Raw genomic sequence first — 17,154 nt, forward strand, 5'->3', positions numbered from 1 at the left:
GATGCGGCTTATCCTGTCGGAACACGACTCATACCGTCGCTTTTGGTGTTTGGCAGTCAGATCAGCCCAGACCAAGCCACTCTGGCAGATGCCCGATATCCGGCAAGACGGCATCAGCAAAGGGATCAAGCTCTTCTGCCTGCGCAATTCCGGTCAGGACAGCGACAGTCCACATCCCGGCGGCGCGTCCGGCAACAAGGTCATGCGTACTGTCCCCCACCATCACCGAACGGTTGGGCGCGACCGCGACCGCCTGACAAAAGGCGTGCAACTGTCCGGGCTGCGGCTTTGCGCCAAAACCGCTGTCTGATCCGGCGATAAAGTCAAACCGTCCGCGAACGCCTGCCGCATCCAGGTGTGCAAGCGCAGGTTGCTCGGCATCATTTGTCGCCACGCCAAGGCGCAGCCCGTGCCTCGCAAACCGGTCAAGCAACGGTGCCAGCGGAACCGCTTCCGCCATCGGGGCAGCGGCGGCTTCGGTGTTGATGAGCGTCAAGAGTTCGAACCGCGACAGACCCGGAAATTCTGGAGAAAGCATATCGACAAGTTCATCCGGCGTGCCGGCGATCACGAAACTGTCGGGCGCAAACCGGATTTTTTGAGTGTCGAATCCGATCAGACCCCCCAGGGCAGCGGCGCGTTGGGCATCGCCGTCCGACAGCTTGGTCAACAGGTTGATGGCCCAGACTTCCCATGTTGCGGCGAAATCGAATAGCGTTCCGTCCTTGTCGAACAGGATGGCACCAATGTCGCGCGGGGGTGGGCGGCTCATGTCCAATGCACCTGCGACCCACCCGGAAGCGCGGCGCGCGCCTGCATCAGGCGGTCATAGGCAATGCCTTCATTGTCACAGAATGCAATCACCCAAGCGTCGTCCATCATGATGAAATCCAGCACCGAGGCCTGAAAGTCGGGATTGCCGACGCCATCGCGAAACGCCGACTCATCCGCCCCTGTCGATCCCATAAACACAGGCAAAAGTTCATCATTTCCGGCAAGCCAGACAATCGCCGTCAAAGCGATCCGCTCTGCCCCATCCTGAGAAAGCGCCATTTTTAGTAATTTCCCAAACTCTTTTTTAACCAATAGCGGCAATGAATTGGTGAGCAAAGTCTTAACGCATGTCCCAGGTTCGGAGCTTTCGTGTCCGGTCACGTCCTTATCATCGACGCCCTGTCAAACCGACGCATCCATCTGCGTGCGCAACTGGATACTGCGGCCTATGCGGTTGATCTGGCAGAATCGCAGATGGAAGGGCTGATGCGAATTCAGGACGATCCGCCAGACGTCGTGATCATCGCCGATGACCTGCCGGGACTGCGGCTCAGACAGTTCTGCAAGACACTGCGCGCGCACACCCGTACCCAATTGACCACGATTGTTGTGGCGGTCGCATGCGAAAACCACTCTGCCCGCGTCAGCGCCCTGATTGCGGGGGCGCATGATGTGATCGACCATCAATCCGACCCCGGCGATCTGAAGGCGCGCCTGCGCAATTTCATGCGCATCCGGCAATTCACCGAAGACACACGGCATCAGGCGGGCACGGACCGTCTGTCAGGCCTGGCCGAAGCCAGCCCGGACTTTGCCCCGAAAACAGTGGCCACCTTCATCGCGTCGGGCGACATCACGGATGTCTCGTCCCGCATGTCAGAGCTGTCTGAGGAAACAGGTTTCGTCACCCGGATCATGTCGGCACAGACCGCCCGCCGACAGCCTGACCCGGACACCGATGTCTACGTCCTGTTCGAAATCGGCCAAAGCACAGAAGCCCGTGATCTTTTGGGGGCGTTGCAGTCCCATCCAACCAGTCGTCATGCGCGCATTCTGTTTGTGACCGACAGCACCATCGCCGCGGCCTCACCGCTTGACCTTGGCGCGCAGGATCAGGTGCCACTTTCTGTGTCGCCAACCGAACTGGCCCTGCGGATCAGACGGCTGGCGCGGCGCAAACACGATGCGGACCGTGCGCGCAAAGCGACAAACGAGCTGGGTGAAAAAGCCTATACCGACATGCTGACCAAGCTGAACAATCGTGCCGCAGCAGAAGAGTACCTACAAAAGACCGACCGGGCGCTGACGGATCAGCCAAGGCCGATGGCGCTCTTGATGGTTGATATAGACCATTTCAAAGCCATCAATGACAACCACGGGCATGCGGCGGGTGATGACATCCTCGCCCATATTGCGTCGATCCTGAAGGACAACCTGCGCGAAGGTGACTTTCTTGCGCGATATGGAGGTGAGGAGTTTCTGATCGTCCTGCCGGATGTGGGGGCCGGTCAGGCGCGGTGCGTCGCCCAGCGGTTGCGCAACACCGTGGCCAGCAGTTTCAAGGCCATCGAGGACGGCACGCATATTCGCGCGACCGTCAGCATTGGGCTGGCGCTGGTGAGTCGTACCGACCGCAAATCGACCAAGGATCTCAGGCGCGCCGCCGACAGCGCCTTGTACGAGGCCAAGAGAAACGGCCGCAACCGCATCGAAATGGCAAGTGATCAAGACTTTCAGACCCTGCCGCCGCAGCACATTCAACCGGTCGTCAAACGCCTTGGCTGATCGCGGCTATCTGCGGACGCGCTGCGCCAGATCATTCAGCCGCTCTTCAATCCGGTCGGCATAGGCCGCACGATCCTGATCGCTCATGGCGGCAATTCGATGGGCAAGAAGCTGTCGTCCGATCTCTTCACGCCGCAGGCGGCGATTGGACTGATCGGCCATCGCGGTCGCAAACGCCTCGGGGTCGAACGGGGTGGCACGCAGGGTTTCCAACGTTGTCTGCAGATCGGCAAGAAGCGCGCCGCGGTCACGTCCGTTTTCGCGCAGCCCGGACATGAAATCGCGGCGCAATGCGCGGCGGTCTTCTTCGCTTAGCGCGCGGGTGTAGAAGGTTCCGAAATCACTGCGGTCCCGATCCGCACGACGGTCCGGCCCGCCGAGGATCAGGAACCCGGCCACGGCCCCAAGGACCAGCACATTGACCGCAAGCGAGGCCAAAAGCGTCAGGCGCAACCACAAAGGGGTTTTTTGCGAAGATGTCTGAGCCATGTCAGCCATCCACCAGCAACAGATCAAATGCTCCAAGCCCCATTCCGGCCTCGAACGAGGCGCTTTCCAACGGAGTCAGAGCCAGCATCAGATCATCGGTCAGCGCGCCGCCCACCCAGATGCCAAGGCACGCCGTCATTGCCAATCCCGCAACCGCAGGCCATCCGCCCACGGTCCCGAAAATCTGACGCCAGATCGGTCGCCGTTCGGGTTTGGGCATCTCGGTCATGGCATCGGCCATGACACGCGCCATCAGCCCATCCGGAAGAGCAGGCGTCGACTGGCGCGCTTCTGCGAAAGCAGACTCCAGCGGGTCAGTGGTCGGAGGTCTGGACTGTGTCATCTGTATACCCCAAGTCTTTGCGCTGGCCGCTCAAAAGCGCAGTCAGAGCCCGTTTGCCACGCGCGGTCAGACTTTCCACCGCACGAGGCCCAATGTCCATGATCTGGGCAATCTCGGTGTTGCCCAGACCGTCGATGTGACGCAGCACCACGGCCTGTCTCTGGCGGTCCGGCAATTGCATCAGCGCCTCTTCCAGCGCCAATCGCCGGGCCGCGTTCTGCATCTGCGCCTCAACGCCGGGTGTCCCATCCGCCAGTTCGAACTCTTCCGGCAACCCCTCCGGGCGGGTCTTGCGCAACCGGTCGATACAGAGATTCGCCGTCACCCGGTAAAGCCACGTTCGAACCGATGCACCGCCCTCTGCGTCCCATCCGGGTGCCTGCCGCCAAAGCCGCAGCATCGCGTCCTGCGCCACGTCTTCCGCCTCGGCCCGGTCATTGAGCATGCGAAAGGCATGGGCAAAGACCAACGGCGTATACCTTCGCGCCAATGACTGTGCCGCAGCGGTATCACCGGCGGCATATGCCTCAAGCAAAGCCGCTTCCGCAGCAGGATCAGTCTGGCTTTGGGTCATTCCACCGCGCGGCTAAGAGGTCTGGTCCAGTGTAGCAGGGAGATGAGCGATACACACGGCACCGCTCATCTTCTATTCAAAAGGTCAGCGGTTGCAATGTCCGTGGCGTTTGCCGTCGTGACCCCCGCGTTTGCCGTCGCGACCACCACGCTTGCCATCTTGTCCGCCCATCCGTGCTTCGGCGAATTCTTCGGCGCTGACGCTGCCATCATCATTGGCATCGAGGCGTTCGAACATCCGGGCGGGATCGCGGCGTGACTTGATTTCGTCTTGCGACAATGCCCCGTCGCCGTTGGCATCCAGACGTTCGATCATCTGCGCCGCGCGACGCGCCGCCCGCTCTTGTCCAGCGGCCACAATCTCTTCCGCCGTCAAAAGTCCATTGCCATCCGCGTCGGCACGGGCAAAGCGGTTTGCTCCGGCTGCAAATTCGTCCGCGCTCACAGAGCCGTCGCTGTTTGTATCCAACTGCGCGAAGGCCTCGGCGCGGCGATCTGCGCGTGGTGTGGCGTCCTGTGCAGACACCGACGTAACAACGCCCGTCGCCAGAAGTGCTGCAATTACGAGACCCGAAACCTGCTTGTTCAATGTCATGACTTATCCTTTCCATGTCCGGCCTTAATGCCGGATCTTTTCAACCAGTGGACCGGGACGAAACCGTTTCGTCCTTGCATCCACTGCGTTCCACGCCGGGCGACAGAAATCCCGTCGCAAGAAATGCGAGACCTGCATCACAGACGCGTGATTTGCGACATCCAGCCGCAATGACAGATTGACGGCTGTTCATCCCGTCAGAGGACACGCATTTTAGGGGCGGGAGAGCGAACATGACGACATCTGAGACGACGACGCAGGACGACCGTCCGACATGGCCTGCCGTGCGCAGAGGCTGGCGGCGGAAATGCCCGAATTGCGGCAGTGGCCCCTTGCTGAGTGGCTATCTGACGGTGCGCGACTCGTGTCCTGTATGCCGCCAGGAACTGCACCATCATCGCGCCGATGACGGCCCGGCATATCTGACGATTCTGATCGTCGGGCACCTGATGGCCCCGCTCTTGCATATTGTGTTTGTGAACTTCCGCCCAGAACCTCTGGTGCTTTTCACAATCTTCGCAGTTGGCTGCGTCGCCCTGACGCTATATCTTCTGCCAAGATTGAAAGGGGCTATCGTGGCGTTCCAGTGGTCACGACACATGCACGGGTTTGCGGACACGCCGACCTGACCCCTTACGCCACAAAAGGGGTCGCGCGTGACCGAGACACCAACAATCGACAAGACCGCGATCCGCGATGCCGCCACGGTGATCGTCCTGCGCGACAGAAACCATGAACCCAGCGTTCTGATGGGCCAGAGAGGAGCCAAAGCGGCCTTCATGCCCAACAAGTTCGTCTTTCCCGGTGGTGCTGTGGACCCCGAAGATGCCCATGTCTCGTTGGCAGAGCCATTGTCAACGCTGTGTGCCAGCCGCCTGATCGACAACGCACCGCATGATCGCGCAACAGCGCTTGCAGCTGCGGCGATCCGCGAATTGTGGGAGGAAACCGGCCAGATCCTTGGACATCCGGGTGACTGGGCCAAGACTCCGCCGGAAAACTGGCGCGACTTTGCGGCCCAAGGTCACCTGCCCAACGCCGCGCCGTTGCAGTTCGTGTTCCGCGCCATCACGCCCCCAGGCCGCCCCCGCCGCTTTGATGCGCGATTTTTCCTGCTCGATGCAGATGACCTGGCTAGCGATCCTGACGATTTTTCAGCAGCATCTGATGAATTGGCCCACCTGCAATGGATCGCGCTGGACAAGGTGCGTGGCTTTGATTTGCCTTTCATCACAGAGGTGGTCCTGGCCGAAGTGGCCGCCCGCGCTGCTGACCGGCATCCTCCTGCATCCGTTCCATTCTTTCGCAATGATGACGAAGAAAGCCTGTTCCTGCGCCTCTACGGCCAGCCCTTGCCAGACTAAAGAACAAGGATAAACGTCAGGATCGACAGGGCCAGGAATCCTATGCCGATAAATTCGCGCGAAGTGACCGTTTCCCGGAAGAACAACACCGAGGCCAGAAGCGAAAAGATCAATTCGACCTGACCAACAGCTTGCACATAGGCGGCCGTTTGCAGTGTAAAGGCCGTGAACCAGCCCAGCGATCCGGCCATCGACGTCAGCCCGACCCAGACCGCCACCTTGCGCGCACGCCACACAGCGGTCACCTGTCCCGGCTCGCGCCAACGCAGCCAAAGCGCCATGGCAAGGAACTGCGACGCCGTCACACACACCAGAGTGACACCCGCGCGCAAGAGCGCATCCTCGCTGTCGATTCGCAGCGACGCCGCACGGTAGCTTGTCCCGGAAAACGCGAAGAAAAACCCTGACGTCAGACCCAACACCGTGGCCCGACTGCTCATGCTTTTCCACAGCCCTTGTTGAAGCCCCGGAGTCCGGGACAAGAGCAGCACTCCGATCAAACCGATCAGAATAGCCCCCCACCCGGCCAGTGAGATGTCCGCGCCAAAAAAGGCCACGCCGACAATCGCGGTCTGGATCACCTCGGTCTTCTTGAAGGTGATCCCCACAGCGAAATTGCGCTGGCGGAAAAGTGCGACGACGCAAACGGTGGCAAGGATCTGGGTCACGGCACCAAGCCACGCGTAGAACCAGAACCAACCATCAAGTTGGGGAACCGGCGCGCCCTGGATCCAAAGGTAAGCTGCGATCACCAAAAAAGCCGCCGGGGCTGCGTAGGCGAATCGTGCAAATGTCGACCCGGCAGTGCTCAGCACATCCATGCTCAGCACTTTTTGCAGCATGAACCGCACAGTCTGAAATAGCGCCGCGACGACGCTTGCGAAAACCCAAAACTCCATGCGCCTCTATGGCGTCCGCTCAGTGGTGTTGTCCATCCCGATACAGCGGGTGTGGAACAGGGTCTTTCGCCCGGAACAGATACTTGCGCGCGATCTCGGCATAGGTGCTGTAACGATAACCGAGGTTGGCCGACAGGTACTGCGCGCGCCGCGACTGGTAAAGTTTGGGCAGCGCATACCAAGGCACGCCGGGGTGCATGTGATGCACGACATGCAGGTTGTTGTGCAGGAACAGCAGCGCGAACAACCCGCGATCCTCGACAATTGCGGTGCGCGCCAACGAGCGGTCATGCGCCTGGTGTTCAAGATAGGTGCGCAGTTTGAGCATGGACAGTGCAAGATATACGGACAGAAGCCATGCCCAGATCGGCAGCGTCGCCACTGTCAGGACCCACCACAGGACGAGGGCAACTGCCGGGAGGTGGACAACCCATCCAAGCAAGACCCGTCGATCGCCAGCCCGGATCAGCGCCCAATCGGCCTGCATGAACGAAATCTGTCCAAGGATCGGACCAATGATCAGACGTCCGGCAAGTGTGTTGTTGCCCCGGTACAACGCCTTGCGCCAACCGGGCAAAACAGCCCAGACCGCAGGGTCGAGGTAATTGGATTCCGGATCATCATAAGGGTCGGTCAATGTCTCATCACAATGGTGCGCCAGATGGGTGTCGCGAAACCGCAGGTACGGCACGACAACGGTCAGCGCCGGAAACAACAGCGCCGTATTCAGCGTTGGATATCGTGTCGGATGCCCGTGAAGCGCCTCGTGCGACAACGAGGAATGCTGCACGGCGGCCAATGCGCACAACACGATCGCCAAAGGCACAGACCACGCGGCAACCCAGACCGAGGCCCAGGCCCAAAGCGAATAGGTTGCGACCAAGAGCAAGACCGTTGGCCATTCTGTGACCCGTCGCAGCTCTGCCGGTCGCGCCAGAAGCACGTCTTTCATCAGTTCACCGTGTTTGTTCCCACAGCGAACAGTACGGATTTCAAGGATGTCGTAGAATTCCGGATATGATGCACAATCGTCATATCTGGTGATTTAGGTCACCACCTGTTATATTCACATCATGGACAAACGATATCGCGCCGATCTGTTTCGCAAGCGCCTTCATGTGGCGATCACCCGCGCAGGCACCAATCAAAGTGCCTTGGCGCGCAAAACCGGTGTCGACCGGTCAACGATTTCGCAATTGCTGCGCGATGACGCCGCACGCCTGCCGAACGCGCATGTGGTCGGGGCCTGTGCAAGTGCGTTGGGTGTGTCGGCGGATTGGCTGCTTGGTCTGGCGGAACATCCGGAGAACGCAGCTGATTTGCTGGCCAGTGCCCTGACACTGACAAATGCACCGCGGGCTTTGGTGGATCAGCAGATCTTTGACTGGCACAGGGAAGCTGACGGTTACAAGATCCGGCATGTGCCTGCGGCCCTTCCCGACATGCTGAAGACCCATGAGGTTCTGAAATGGGAATACGGTCCCCATCTGGGCCGCACGGCAGAACAGGCGATCACCGCCTCGGCCAACAGGCTTGCATGGATGCGCCGCTCGGCATCGGATTACGAAATCGCAATGCCGCTCTACGAGTTGCAAAGTTTCGTCGAAGGCACAGGCTATTACGACGGTCTGTCGCTTGATGTGCGGCGACGGCAGATCGACCACTGGCTTGACCTGACCACTTCACTTTATCCCCGGATGCGCCTGTACCTTTTCGACGCGCGCCAGCTTTTTTCCGCACCAATCACCGTATTCGGACCGTTGCTGTCCGTGATCTATGTCGGAAGCAACTACCTTGCGTTCCGCGACACCCAGCGGGTGCGGGCGTTTTCCGACCATTTCGACCGACTGGTACGCGAGGCGCAGATCACGGCGCGCGCGTTTCCAGACCACTTGACAGATCTGAGCAAGCTCTTGGACAAAGAGGGTTAGGTTTCCGATAGCCAGCCATCTCCGGATGCGATCGCTGCCAGAATGGCGGCCGTATCCTGGCCACGGGCACGCACCTTGGCTGGGGCCTGCGAGGCCTGACCGCCGAAACGCGGGGCGGGTGCCGCCTGCGGCCCGTCTTCCCTCATATGCCATGTGCCCCGCGCCGCATTGTGGGGATGCGCATAAGCCTCGCGTGGCGACAACACCGGCGCGACGCAGGCATCGCTGCCCGCGAACAGCGTCGTCCAATGTAATGAGGGTTGGGCACGAAAAAGCGCCGACAACCGTTCTGACAGGCGCGGCCACGCTGTTCGTTCGAATTGATGGGTGGCAAAGTCGGCGTCCGTCGAAAGCGCCATCTTCTCCAAGAACAGGTGATAGAATTTCGGCTCAAGACATTGGACACTGACAAATCGCCCATCCGCACATTCGTAGGTGCGCGACCAATGTGCGCCGACCAGAGGATTGGCTTGCGCCGATGGCCCATCATCGACTGCGCCGTCGATGGACATCAGCAGGTTCTGCATATGTGCAACCCCATCATAGATAGCGGCATCCACAACCGTTCCCTGCCCGGTGCGCCCTGCCGCCAGAAGACCCGACAGCATCCCGGCCACAAGATACAACGCACCGCCGCCAATGTCTCCGACCAGAGTGGGCGACGCCGTTGGCCGCTCACCGGGCAATGCCGAAGACCACAACGCGCCAGCCAAAGAGATATAGTTGAGATCATGGCCCGCCTGCTGCGCCAAAGGTCCGTCCTGCCCCCAACCGGTCATACGACCATAGACAAGGCGCGGATTGTCAGCCTGACAGTCTGCCGGTCCCAGACCCAACCTTTCCATCACACCGGGACGAAAGCCTTCGATCAAACCATCCGCGCACGCGGCCAGTTGCAGAAACACCGTGCGGTCGTTGTCTGACTTCAGATCAAGAATGATCGACCGCTTGCCGCGATCCGTCACCGGGCGATCCTTGAGCCCCGCCGCCGGACCGGTTCGGGGGCGATGCACAACAATCACTTCAGCCCCAAGATCGGCCAGCATCATCGCCGCGAACGGTCCCGGGCCAATGCCCTCGACCTCAAGAATACGGATTCCGGTTAAAGGACGTTCCGTCATACATGCCTACCTTGTGGGTCTGTGAAATCGCCGGAGCATAACACGACTGGGCCGGCATCTGTGAAGGCTTGGACGCACCCGCAGCCCTGATGTCCAGACTTCAGAAAAACGACATCAGGTCGCAGATGGCAATGCACGGCAGATTCAGCCGATTACACCGCGAGAACATTTCGAAAGTCGCCCATGCACGAACGCCGTATTCCAGAATGGCTCCGACATGCGCCCGCGCCAAGCGTCCGGGGGTTTGCCCTGCTTGCCGGAGCTGAAGCGGTGGCGCGCGGCATCCTCATTTCGGTTTTTCCACTGCAAATGTACAATGCCCTGCAAGACGCGGCGGTCGTCTCGAAGGTCTATTTCCTGATTGGCATTCTATCGCTGTTCACCGGCCTTCTAGTGCCTTTCCTGTCGCGCTATATCCCAAGGCGCTGGGTCTACGTGACCGGGGCATCCTGCTTTGTCATCGGCGCATTGCTGGCAATCGAGGGATCACCGGCGGCCATCGTGCTTGCGCTGCTCCTGACCTCGATCGCGACAGTGACCACGTTTGTCTGTTTCAACGCCTATGTGCTGGACTACATCGCCAAGATCGAACTGGGCCGATGCGAAACCTCGCGCATGTTCTACAGCGCGATGGGCTGGACCTTGGGTCCGGCGCTTGGTGTGATCCTGCTCCGCTGGTGGGCACCTGCACCCTTCCTTGTCGCAGCGACAGCCTCAGGCGTCATGATCTTCATGTTCCTTGTGATGCGCCTTGGAAATGGCCGGCTGATCACGAAAAGTCGTGCAGCACCTACCAATCCGCTGGGCTATCTACCCCGATTTGGCGCGCAACCCCGGCTTCTTGCGGGGTGGCTGTTTGCGGTGATCCGATCCTGTGGCTGGTGGGTCTATGTTGTCTACCTTCCGATTTTTGCAATCGAGTCAGGCCTGGGGGATCAGCTTGGCGGGATCGCCCTGTCGATCTCGAACGGGGCGCTGTTTGTGACGCCTTTCATGCTGCGATGGATGCAGCGCCGGTCCATTCGCCACGCTGTGCGCGCAGGCTTTATGGTGTCGGGTCTGCTTTTTGCGGCAGCGGCGCTTTTGTCCGGCTTTCCGTGGATCGCGGTTCTGTGCCTGATGTTTGGGTCGTTCTTCCTCATCCTGCTGGACGTCTCTGCCGGCCTGCCCTTTCTTTTGGCGGTCAAACCGTCCGAACGAACCGAGATGTCAGCGGTTTATTCAAGCTATCGCGACGTGTCCGGGATTCTGACTCCCGGCGTCGCATGGCTTGTGCTGTTGGTGGCCCCCTTGTCGGGCATCTTTGCTGCCGGTTCGGCCGCGCTGTTTTGTGGATGGCTGTTGGCGAACGGTCTGCCCGCGAGACTTGGGAAAACCGGCAAGCAACGCGTCACCCCGGAACAGGCACCCGTTCTTGAACCACAACAGGTCTGATCCGGCTTTCAGGTCGACACGATATCGAAACGGCACAATTTCCGCAGAGCCGAGGGTCAGTACGGCATCGGATGCTGCTTGTGCGTTTCGTCCAGCGTCTTCAGAACATCCCCGCTCAAACTCATTCCGACAGCTTTCAGCAAATGCTCAAGCTGCGTGGGTGTCGTCGCCCCAAAGATCGACGACGCCACAAACGGCCGTTGTGCGGACCAGGCCAGCGCCATCAACGCCATGTCAAGTCCGGCCTCGTCTGCCACCTTTGCATAGGCATCGACAGCTGCAAACGCACGGTCCGACTTGCGTCCACCCAGGTTGCCATTCAGCGACATGCGCGACCCGTCCGGTACCGCTCCGTTCTGGTACTTCCCTGTCAGCAACCCCGCTGCCAATGGCGAAAACGGCAACAACGAGACCTGTTCATTGATCATCATTTCGGCCAGATCAGTGTCCGCCAGACGGCACATCAGCGAATACTCGTTCTGAATGCTTTCCATGCGCGGTCCAGCCATCGCCTCGGCCACCTTGAGCCACATCGCGGTACCCCAGGTGCTTTCGTTGGACAGGCCTATGTGACGAACACGACCCCTTTCGATCTCGCGGCCCAGCGCGCCCAACACATCGGCCATGTTCTGCAACGTGGTGGCGCGGTCTTGTGTTGTCGGGTCAAAGGTCCAGTTCTGCCGGAACATGTACGATCCACGGTTCGGCCAGTGAAGCTGGAAGAGGTCAATGTGATCCACTTTCAGACGCTTCAGCGACCCCTCTACCGCCTCGGGCACGCTTCTGGACGTGATCGGCGCACCGTCGCGGACGTGTTGCATGCCTTCGCCAGACTGCTTGGTCGCGAGGATATAGTCATTCCGGCGTCCGGTCTTTTGGAACCAGGACCCCAGAATTTCTTCCGTCAGGCCGATCGTTTCCGCGCTGACTGGATTGACCGGGTACATTTCAGCGGCATCCAGGAAATTGATCCCGGCATCCAGCGCCATGTCCATCTGAAGGTGGGCCTCGGCCTCGGATGTTTGATTGCCAAACGTCATCGTTCCCAGGCAAAGTTCGGACACCATGAGATCGGTTTTGCCCAGTCGGTTCATCTTCATCGCAGGTTCCTTCGTGATCGGTTTGGCGCAACCTAGCGGCTAAAGCCCGCTCTGCAAGCCAACCGCGATATCGGTCTGGGATACGGCGACCGATTTCATCACCGCAAAGCACTCGGCCCCTTCGACGATGTGCAGCGCGTCGGCGCTGCGCCGCGTGATCCGCGCCAGCAACCGGTCGTCGCCCGCCTGCAACTGCACGATGACACCCGGTCCTTCACCGCGCCGCACAGCCAGCACTTTCGTCGCCAGGATATTGAGCGCAGAAATCCCTTCTGGACGGGTTCGCGACAGGATCACATCCTGCGCCAGAATGCGCACACGCAATTTCGCCCCGACAGGGGCATCCACGGCAGGCAAGAACAGTCGCCCACCGGACACCGTCAGCTCACTGATGCCATCATCCGGCTGGGCCGCCACCGTCGCCGACAAGACCGCGCCTGCGTCGCGAATGCCCAGCACGCGCACCATGTCAGGATCTGTCAGCAATTCCTCGGGCGCCCCGGATCGCAGGACGCGACCTTCGTCGATCAGCACGATATGTGTGGCCAGACGCGCGACCTCTGCCATGTTGTGCGTCACATAAAGGATCGAGAGCCCGGTTTCCCGCCTCAGCGTTTCGAGATAGGGCAGGATCTCGGCCTTGCGCGGCCCATCAAGGGACGCCAAAGGCTCATCCATGAGAAGCATGTCCGGCTCTGACAACAGCGCCCGCCCGATGGCGACCCGCTGCGCCTCGCCTCCTGACAGCGCGTGGGTACGCCGGTCCAGAAGATGGGAAATGCCCAGCAGCGCCCCGACCTCGTCCGGCTGTCGCGCGCCACGCCCGCCGACCCGCGCGGCATAGGTCAGGTTCTCGCGTACGCTCAGATGCGGGAACAGCCGACTGTCCTGAAACACATAGCCCAGTCGGCGCTTGTGGACCGGAACGTTCACACCTGCGGCCCGGTCAAATAGCATACGGCCATCGACGGCAATCTTCCCCTTTTCCGGCGCAAGCAACCCGGCAATGGATTTCACCACCGATGTCTTGCCGCTGCCGGATCGCCCGAACAGAACGGTCACACCTTCGGGTGCCTCAAACCGCGCCGCCAAACGGAACCTGCCCAATGACCGCTGAATGTCCACCAGAAGGCTCATGCGCCCGATATCCGTCTTGCCACGCGGCGCGATAGCCACTCAGACAGGATCAGCGCGCCGATGGCGATCATCACGGCGACGCCAACCAGCCGCAACGCGCTGCTTTCGCCACCAGGCACCTGAAGGAACGCGTAAATCGCAGAGGGCACCGTGCGGGTTTCACCGGGAATGTTCGACACAAAGGTGATGGTGGCCCCGAATTCCCCCATCGCCTTGGCAAAGGCCAGAACCGCGCCTGCAATGATCCCGGGAAGGATCAGCGGCAGGGTGACCGTGGTGAACACCTTGATCCGGCTTGCGCCCAAGGTCGCGGCGGCCTCTTCAAGCCTGGGATCCACCGCTTCGATCGCCAGCCGGATCGCACGCACCATCAGCGGAAACGCCATGATGGACGCGGCCAGCGCAGCGCCGGTCCATTGGAACGCCAGCGTGATCCCGAACACATCGCTGAGAATCGAACCGATCGGTCCACGCCGCCCAAAGCTCAGCAAGAGCAGATAGCCGGTGACCACAGGTGGCAGGACCAAAGGCAGATGCACCAGCCAATTGAGCACGTCGCGGCCAGCAAACCGGCCCCGAGCCAGTGCCAGGGCGCACAGCACTCCAAACGGCAGACTTAAACCCGTGGCCCAGAACGACACCTTGAGCGACAGCGCAACGGCTTGCCATTCCTCTGGTCCCAGCCATCCCGTCACGGGGTTGGCATCGCCTGCAAGAACCCGTTCCGGGCCAGAATCCCTTGTGCCACATCCCTGGTCAGCCAATCGACGAAGTCTCCAGCTGTTTCCGCCTCGGTGCTTTCCGTGACGACAGCCGCCGGGTAGCGGATCGGGGGATGGCTGGTTGCGGGAAAGACACCCGCCACAACGACACGCGGCTCGGCCAGGGCATCTGTGGCATAGACCACGCCCAAGGGCGCTTCTCCCAGCGCCACGAGGGCCAACGCGGCACGGACGTTGTCCGTCGGGGCAAGACGCAGACCGTCCCAAAGTCCAAGGTCTGACAGCGCGGCCTTGGCATAGATTCCGGCGGGAACGGCGTCAGGCAAGGCAACGGCCAGTCGCCCGTCCGGGCCAAGTGCCTTTTGGATGTCGGTGTGTGCCGTGATCTCTGCCTCGGAGCGCGCGGCCGGATCATGCGCCACCAGAACCAACCGGTTGGCAGCGACATCCAGACGCTGCTCTGGATTGATGCGTCCGCGTTGGGACAACCAATCCATCCATGCCGCATTGGCAGACACATAGACATCAGCCGGGGCACCGGCGTCGATCTGCCGGGCGAGCGTTGAACTGCCCGCCAGAACAAGCGTCAGTGACTGCCCGGTCTCGGAGTCCCATGCGAGGGCCAGATCTGCCATCGCGTCCCCCAGAGAGGCTGCGGCAAACACGGTCAGATCAGCGGCTTTGGCAGGCACTGCAAGGCACATGAGAAACAGCGTTGCGCGCAGCATCGAGATCACGAATTCCAAGTCCTTGTGCCAAGGCCGTTTATCCTGCGTACCAGACCAAGTGTACCGCCAAGTGGCAAGTGCCCATGAGCAGACTACGACGAATCTCTTGAGAACAAAATGTGAACATATATAATTGCGCCCATGCAAACCGCTGCCGCTCTCCTGTCCCGACGCCCGCATCGTCCTGCCCCCGAGATCACGCTTGGGGACGCAGAGATCGCGCTGCGGCTGGGGCGCGTTCACGAACTTTGTGGTCAGGCACGGCGCATGCTGGCTTTGGCGATTGCCGCACAGACCAGCGGGCCAGTGGTCTGGATCACATCACAGGCAACGTCCGAAACCCTGTGTGCAGATGCCATCGCCCCTCTGATCCCCCCCGGCGAAATCCTTTTTGTCACCACCCAAAAGCGCGACATGCTTCTCTGGGCGATGGAAGAGGCGCTGCGCGACGGGCAGGCCCCGGTGGTCATCGGCGATCTGTCCGCGCCACCTGCGATGGTCCCGGTTCGCCGTCTGCATCTGGCTGCCGAGGCGGGGTGCGGCGCAGGCATCTGCCGTCCACTGGCGCTTTTGCTTACACCGCACGAAGGTGGTGCGCCGGGGATCGAAACCCGCTGGTCGCTTGCACCTGCGCATCATGAAGGCGCCGGACACTGGATCCTCAGCCGCCTGCGCGCCCGCATGGCCCCACCGCGCGACTGGCTGATGACCCACACACGCACAGGCCTGAACCCAAGCGCGCCGGACACAGAAATTTCGTACGAAATTTCTGCCCGCCAAAGGAATTTCGTACGAAATTCCTTCACCCCGACCAAAGAAACGACATCCTGAGTCGAATAGGGACACCCAAGCGCGGCGGAATGCGGTATCGCTGGCGTCATGCGCCTGCCCTTGTCCTTTGCCGCCCTCTTTCTGTCTGTCGTCATGTTGCAGCTGTCTTCGGGTGGTGTTGGACCACTCGACGCCATATCCGGCATCACCCTGGGCTTCACAACAGCCGAAATTGGCCTGTTGGGGTCGTCACATTTCCTCGGTTTCTTCGTTGGCTGCTGGTGGGCTCCGCGTCTGATGGGCACGGTGGGCCACGCCCGCGCCTTTTCCGCATTTACGGTTCTGGGAGCCATCGGCCTTCTGGCGCATATGATTCTGCCCGATCCCAACGCCTGGGCCATCATGCGAATTGCCACCGGCATCTGCGTCGCGGGCTGCTACACCGTGATCGAGGCATGGCTTCAGGCCGAGGTGACCAATGAAACCCGCGGCCGCGCGATGGGCCTATACCGTATCGCCGACATGGGCGCATCGCTGGTGGCACAACTGCTGATCGGTGTGCTCACCCCTGCCGCTTATGTAAGCTATAACCTGCTTGCGATCCTGTGCTGTGCGGCGCTTCTGCCCATGGCCCTTACCACCCGGCCACAACCGGAAACGCCGAATGCGCCGCGTCTGCGTCCGATGCTGGCCGTCGCACGATCCCCCCTTGCAGCGGCCGGAGTTGTTGTCGCGGCCCTGTCCTCGGCCTCGTTCCGCATGGTCGGCCCGGTCTATGGACAGGGCGTCGGCCTCGCCCTTGATCAGATCGCACTTTTCATGGCGGCCTTCGTCGCAGGCGGTGCGCTTGCGCAATATCCCGTGGGCTGGCTTGCCGACAAATATGACCGCCGTTGGGTGCTGATCTGGCTGTCGGTGGCCGCCATCGCCTCGTCCGTCATGACTGCGACCCTGACCAATCTGCCGACATCCGGCGTCTTTCTGACCGCGATGATCTTTGGCCTGACCACCTTTCCGATTTATTCTGTCGCCGCCGCCCATGCCCATGATTTTGCATCCTCGAACGAACGTGTCGAACTGTCGGCAGCGCTCATGTTCTGGTACGCGACAGGGGCGATTGCCGCGCCTTATCTGGCCTCGGTTCTCATGGGGATGTTCGGACCGCCTGCCCTGTTTGCGATGATTGCGGTAGGTCATGCGGGATTGGTGATCTTCGGCATCATCCGGATGCGCGTCCGCCCGACCCAGTCGAAGACACCTTATGTCTACGCGCCACGCACGTCATTCCTGATCGGTCGCCTGATGCGTTCGAGCCGCGAAAAAGACTGACGCTCTGGCACTTGGGCGGCTGATCCGCTAAAGCGGCAAAAACCTCAGACCAAAACGCG

Annotated in this window: 20 protein-coding genes; 7 read left to right on the plus strand and 13 right to left on the minus strand. The window is 60.8% G+C overall.

Annotated elements, in window-relative coordinates; genetic code table 11:
• Window positions 1-61: 61 nt before the first annotated feature.
• Window positions 62-772 carry an HAD family hydrolase gene (locus ACTIEN_RS01020; protein WP_439521232.1) on the minus strand — a complete coding sequence of 237 codons (711 nt, stop codon included), beginning with the start codon at window positions 770-772 and terminating at the stop codon, window positions 62-64.
• A complete protein-coding gene (locus ACTIEN_RS01025; protein ID WP_439521233.1) occupies window positions 769-1,053 on the minus strand; it encodes a DUF3572 domain-containing protein in 285 nt (94 codons plus the stop codon). The genes ACTIEN_RS01020 and ACTIEN_RS01025 overlap by 4 nt, the downstream gene beginning before the upstream one ends.
• A gap of 90 nt (window positions 1,054-1,143) precedes the next feature.
• On the opposite strand from ACTIEN_RS01025, the gene ACTIEN_RS01030 reads away from it, so the two are divergent.
• Entirely contained in the window at window positions 1,144-2,559 is a 1,416-nt protein-coding gene (locus ACTIEN_RS01030) for a diguanylate cyclase (RefSeq protein WP_439521234.1), read from the plus strand.
• Window positions 2,560-2,565: 6 nt separating this feature from the next.
• On the opposite strand, the gene ACTIEN_RS01035 is transcribed toward ACTIEN_RS01030, so the two are convergent.
• The 4 genes from ACTIEN_RS01035 to ACTIEN_RS01050 all read right to left on the minus strand — a co-directional run bounded on the left by ACTIEN_RS01035 (window position 2,566) and on the right by ACTIEN_RS01050 (window position 4,559).
• Window positions 2,566-3,048 (minus strand): periplasmic heavy metal sensor, encoded by a 483-nt coding sequence (locus tag ACTIEN_RS01035; RefSeq protein WP_439521235.1) that lies wholly within the window; start codon window positions 3,046-3,048, stop codon window positions 2,566-2,568.
• 1 nt (window position 3,049) lies between these two features.
• On the minus strand, window positions 3,050-3,391 hold the full coding sequence (locus ACTIEN_RS01040) for a hypothetical protein (RefSeq protein WP_439521236.1): 342 nt from the start codon (window positions 3,389-3,391) through the stop codon (window positions 3,050-3,052).
• A complete protein-coding gene (locus tag ACTIEN_RS01045) occupies window positions 3,363-3,965 on the minus strand; it encodes a sigma-70 family RNA polymerase sigma factor (RefSeq protein ID WP_439521237.1) in 603 nt (200 codons plus the stop codon). The genes ACTIEN_RS01040 and ACTIEN_RS01045 overlap by 29 nt, the downstream gene beginning before the upstream one ends.
• Before the next feature lie 84 nt (window positions 3,966-4,049).
• On the minus strand, window positions 4,050-4,559 hold the full coding sequence (locus ACTIEN_RS01050) for an EF-hand domain-containing protein (RefSeq protein WP_439521238.1): 510 nt from the start codon (window positions 4,557-4,559) through the stop codon (window positions 4,050-4,052).
• Window positions 4,560-4,792: 233 nt separating this feature from the next.
• On the opposite strand from ACTIEN_RS01050, the gene ACTIEN_RS01055 reads away from it, so the two are divergent.
• Together ACTIEN_RS01055 and ACTIEN_RS01060 are read left to right on the plus strand one after the other, a co-directional pair.
• The gene (locus ACTIEN_RS01055; protein WP_439521239.1) at window positions 4,793-5,188 is read left to right on the plus strand and encodes a DUF983 domain-containing protein; all 396 of its coding nucleotides are present in this window, start codon (window positions 4,793-4,795) and stop codon (window positions 5,186-5,188) included.
• Window positions 5,189-5,215: 27 nt separating this feature from the next.
• A complete protein-coding gene (locus tag ACTIEN_RS01060; RefSeq protein WP_439521240.1) occupies window positions 5,216-5,923 on the plus strand; it encodes an NUDIX hydrolase in 708 nt (235 codons plus the stop codon).
• On the opposite strand, the gene ACTIEN_RS01065 is transcribed toward ACTIEN_RS01060, so the two are convergent.
• Window positions 5,920-6,822: an EamA family transporter gene (locus ACTIEN_RS01065; RefSeq protein ID WP_439521241.1), complete on the minus strand. Its 903-nt coding sequence runs from the start codon at window positions 6,820-6,822 to the stop codon at window positions 5,920-5,922. The two genes, ACTIEN_RS01060 and ACTIEN_RS01065, sit on opposite strands and share 4 nt — an antisense overlap.
• Before the next feature lie 19 nt (window positions 6,823-6,841).
• Complete coding sequence (locus ACTIEN_RS01070) at window positions 6,842-7,774, minus strand: fatty acid desaturase (RefSeq protein WP_439521242.1); 933 nt, start codon at window positions 7,772-7,774, stop codon at window positions 6,842-6,844.
• 121 nt (window positions 7,775-7,895) lie between these two features.
• On the opposite strand from ACTIEN_RS01070, the gene ACTIEN_RS01075 reads away from it, so the two are divergent.
• Window positions 7,896-8,753, plus strand: a complete 858-nt coding sequence (locus ACTIEN_RS01075; protein WP_439521243.1) for a helix-turn-helix domain-containing protein — start codon at window positions 7,896-7,898, stop codon at window positions 8,751-8,753.
• Here the strand turns inward: ACTIEN_RS01075 and ACTIEN_RS01080 are convergent.
• Window positions 8,750-9,874, minus strand: coding sequence for a CaiB/BaiF CoA transferase family protein (locus tag ACTIEN_RS01080; RefSeq protein WP_439521244.1), 1,125 nt, complete (start codon window positions 9,872-9,874; stop codon window positions 8,750-8,752). The genes ACTIEN_RS01075 and ACTIEN_RS01080 overlap by 4 nt on opposite strands.
• A 183-nt stretch (window positions 9,875-10,057) precedes the next feature.
• Between ACTIEN_RS01080 and ACTIEN_RS01085 the strand changes: the two genes are divergently transcribed.
• Window positions 10,058-11,308, plus strand: coding sequence for an MFS transporter (locus ACTIEN_RS01085; protein WP_439521245.1), 1,251 nt, complete (start codon window positions 10,058-10,060; stop codon window positions 11,306-11,308).
• 56 nt (window positions 11,309-11,364) lie between these two features.
• Here the strand turns inward: ACTIEN_RS01085 and ACTIEN_RS01090 are convergent, their stop codons facing one another.
• The 4 genes from ACTIEN_RS01090 to modA are packed head-to-tail and all read right to left on the minus strand — an operon-like array spanning window position 11,365 to window position 15,004.
• Window positions 11,365-12,408 (minus strand): aldo/keto reductase, encoded by a 1,044-nt coding sequence (locus ACTIEN_RS01090; RefSeq protein ID WP_439521246.1) that lies wholly within the window; start codon window positions 12,406-12,408, stop codon window positions 11,365-11,367.
• 39 nt (window positions 12,409-12,447) lie between these two features.
• Window positions 12,448-13,545 carry a molybdenum ABC transporter ATP-binding protein gene (modC, locus tag ACTIEN_RS01095; RefSeq protein WP_439521247.1) on the minus strand — a complete coding sequence of 366 codons (1,098 nt, stop codon included), beginning with the start codon at window positions 13,543-13,545 and terminating at the stop codon, window positions 12,448-12,450.
• A complete protein-coding gene (gene modB / locus ACTIEN_RS01100) occupies window positions 13,542-14,240 on the minus strand; it encodes a molybdate ABC transporter permease subunit (protein ID WP_439521248.1) in 699 nt (232 codons plus the stop codon). The genes modC and modB overlap by 4 nt, the downstream gene beginning before the upstream one ends.
• On the minus strand, window positions 14,237-15,004 hold the full coding sequence (gene modA / locus ACTIEN_RS01105) for a molybdate ABC transporter substrate-binding protein (protein WP_439521335.1): 768 nt from the start codon (window positions 15,002-15,004) through the stop codon (window positions 14,237-14,239). Before modA ends, modB begins: the two co-directional genes overlap by 4 nt.
• A gap of 132 nt (window positions 15,005-15,136) precedes the next feature.
• Here modA and ACTIEN_RS01110 point away from each other — a divergent pair, with 132 nt between their 5' ends.
• Both ACTIEN_RS01110 and ACTIEN_RS01115 read left to right on the plus strand, forming a co-directional pair.
• Complete coding sequence (locus tag ACTIEN_RS01110) at window positions 15,137-15,826, plus strand: ImuA family protein (protein ID WP_439521249.1); 690 nt, start codon at window positions 15,137-15,139, stop codon at window positions 15,824-15,826.
• 48 nt (window positions 15,827-15,874) lie between these two features.
• A complete protein-coding gene (locus tag ACTIEN_RS01115) occupies window positions 15,875-17,095 on the plus strand; it encodes an MFS transporter (protein WP_439521250.1) in 1,221 nt (406 codons plus the stop codon).
• Window positions 17,096-17,154: the final 59 nt, after the last annotated feature.

It is taken from the genome of Marivita sp., from assembly GCF_051859345.1.
Classification (GTDB): Bacteria; Pseudomonadota; Alphaproteobacteria; order Rhodobacterales; family Rhodobacteraceae; genus Marivita.

What these genes read in the sequence shown, in the direction of transcription:
- ACTIEN_RS01110 (WP_439521249.1), top strand. Translation starts at nt 15,137, where the DNA reads ATGCAAACCGCTGCCGCTCTCCTGTCCCGACGCCCGCATCGTCCTGCC.
- ACTIEN_RS01070 (WP_439521242.1), bottom strand. Translation starts at nt 7,774, where the DNA reads ATGAAAGACGTGCTTCTGGCGCGACCGGCAGAGCTGCGACGGGTCACA.
- ACTIEN_RS01055 (WP_439521239.1), top strand. Translation starts at nt 4,793, where the DNA reads ATGACGACATCTGAGACGACGACGCAGGACGACCGTCCGACATGGCCT.
- ACTIEN_RS01065 (WP_439521241.1), bottom strand. Translation starts at nt 6,822, where the DNA reads ATGGAGTTTTGGGTTTTCGCAAGCGTCGTCGCGGCGCTATTTCAGACT.
- ACTIEN_RS01020 (WP_439521232.1), bottom strand. Translation starts at nt 772, where the DNA reads ATGAGCCGCCCACCCCCGCGCGACATTGGTGCCATCCTGTTCGACAAG.
- modC (WP_439521247.1), bottom strand. Translation starts at nt 13,545, where the DNA reads ATGAGCCTTCTGGTGGACATTCAGCGGTCATTGGGCAGGTTCCGTTTG.
- ACTIEN_RS01040 (WP_439521236.1), bottom strand. Translation starts at nt 3,391, where the DNA reads ATGACACAGTCCAGACCTCCGACCACTGACCCGCTGGAGTCTGCTTTC.
- ACTIEN_RS01080 (WP_439521244.1), bottom strand. Translation starts at nt 9,874, where the DNA reads ATGACGGAACGTCCTTTAACCGGAATCCGTATTCTTGAGGTCGAGGGC.
- ACTIEN_RS01090 (WP_439521246.1), bottom strand. Translation starts at nt 12,408, where the DNA reads ATGAAGATGAACCGACTGGGCAAAACCGATCTCATGGTGTCCGAACTT.
- ACTIEN_RS01045 (WP_439521237.1), bottom strand. Translation starts at nt 3,965, where the DNA reads ATGACCCAAAGCCAGACTGATCCTGCTGCGGAAGCGGCTTTGCTTGAG.
- ACTIEN_RS01025 (WP_439521233.1), bottom strand. Translation starts at nt 1,053, where the DNA reads ATGGCGCTTTCTCAGGATGGGGCAGAGCGGATCGCTTTGACGGCGATT.
- ACTIEN_RS01075 (WP_439521243.1), top strand. Translation starts at nt 7,896, where the DNA reads ATGGACAAACGATATCGCGCCGATCTGTTTCGCAAGCGCCTTCATGTG.
- ACTIEN_RS01050 (WP_439521238.1), bottom strand. Translation starts at nt 4,559, where the DNA reads ATGACATTGAACAAGCAGGTTTCGGGTCTCGTAATTGCAGCACTTCTG.
- ACTIEN_RS01085 (WP_439521245.1), top strand. Translation starts at nt 10,058, where the DNA reads ATGCACGAACGCCGTATTCCAGAATGGCTCCGACATGCGCCCGCGCCA.
- ACTIEN_RS01035 (WP_439521235.1), bottom strand. Translation starts at nt 3,048, where the DNA reads ATGGCTCAGACATCTTCGCAAAAAACCCCTTTGTGGTTGCGCCTGACG.
- ACTIEN_RS01115 (WP_439521250.1), top strand. Translation starts at nt 15,875, where the DNA reads ATGCGCCTGCCCTTGTCCTTTGCCGCCCTCTTTCTGTCTGTCGTCATG.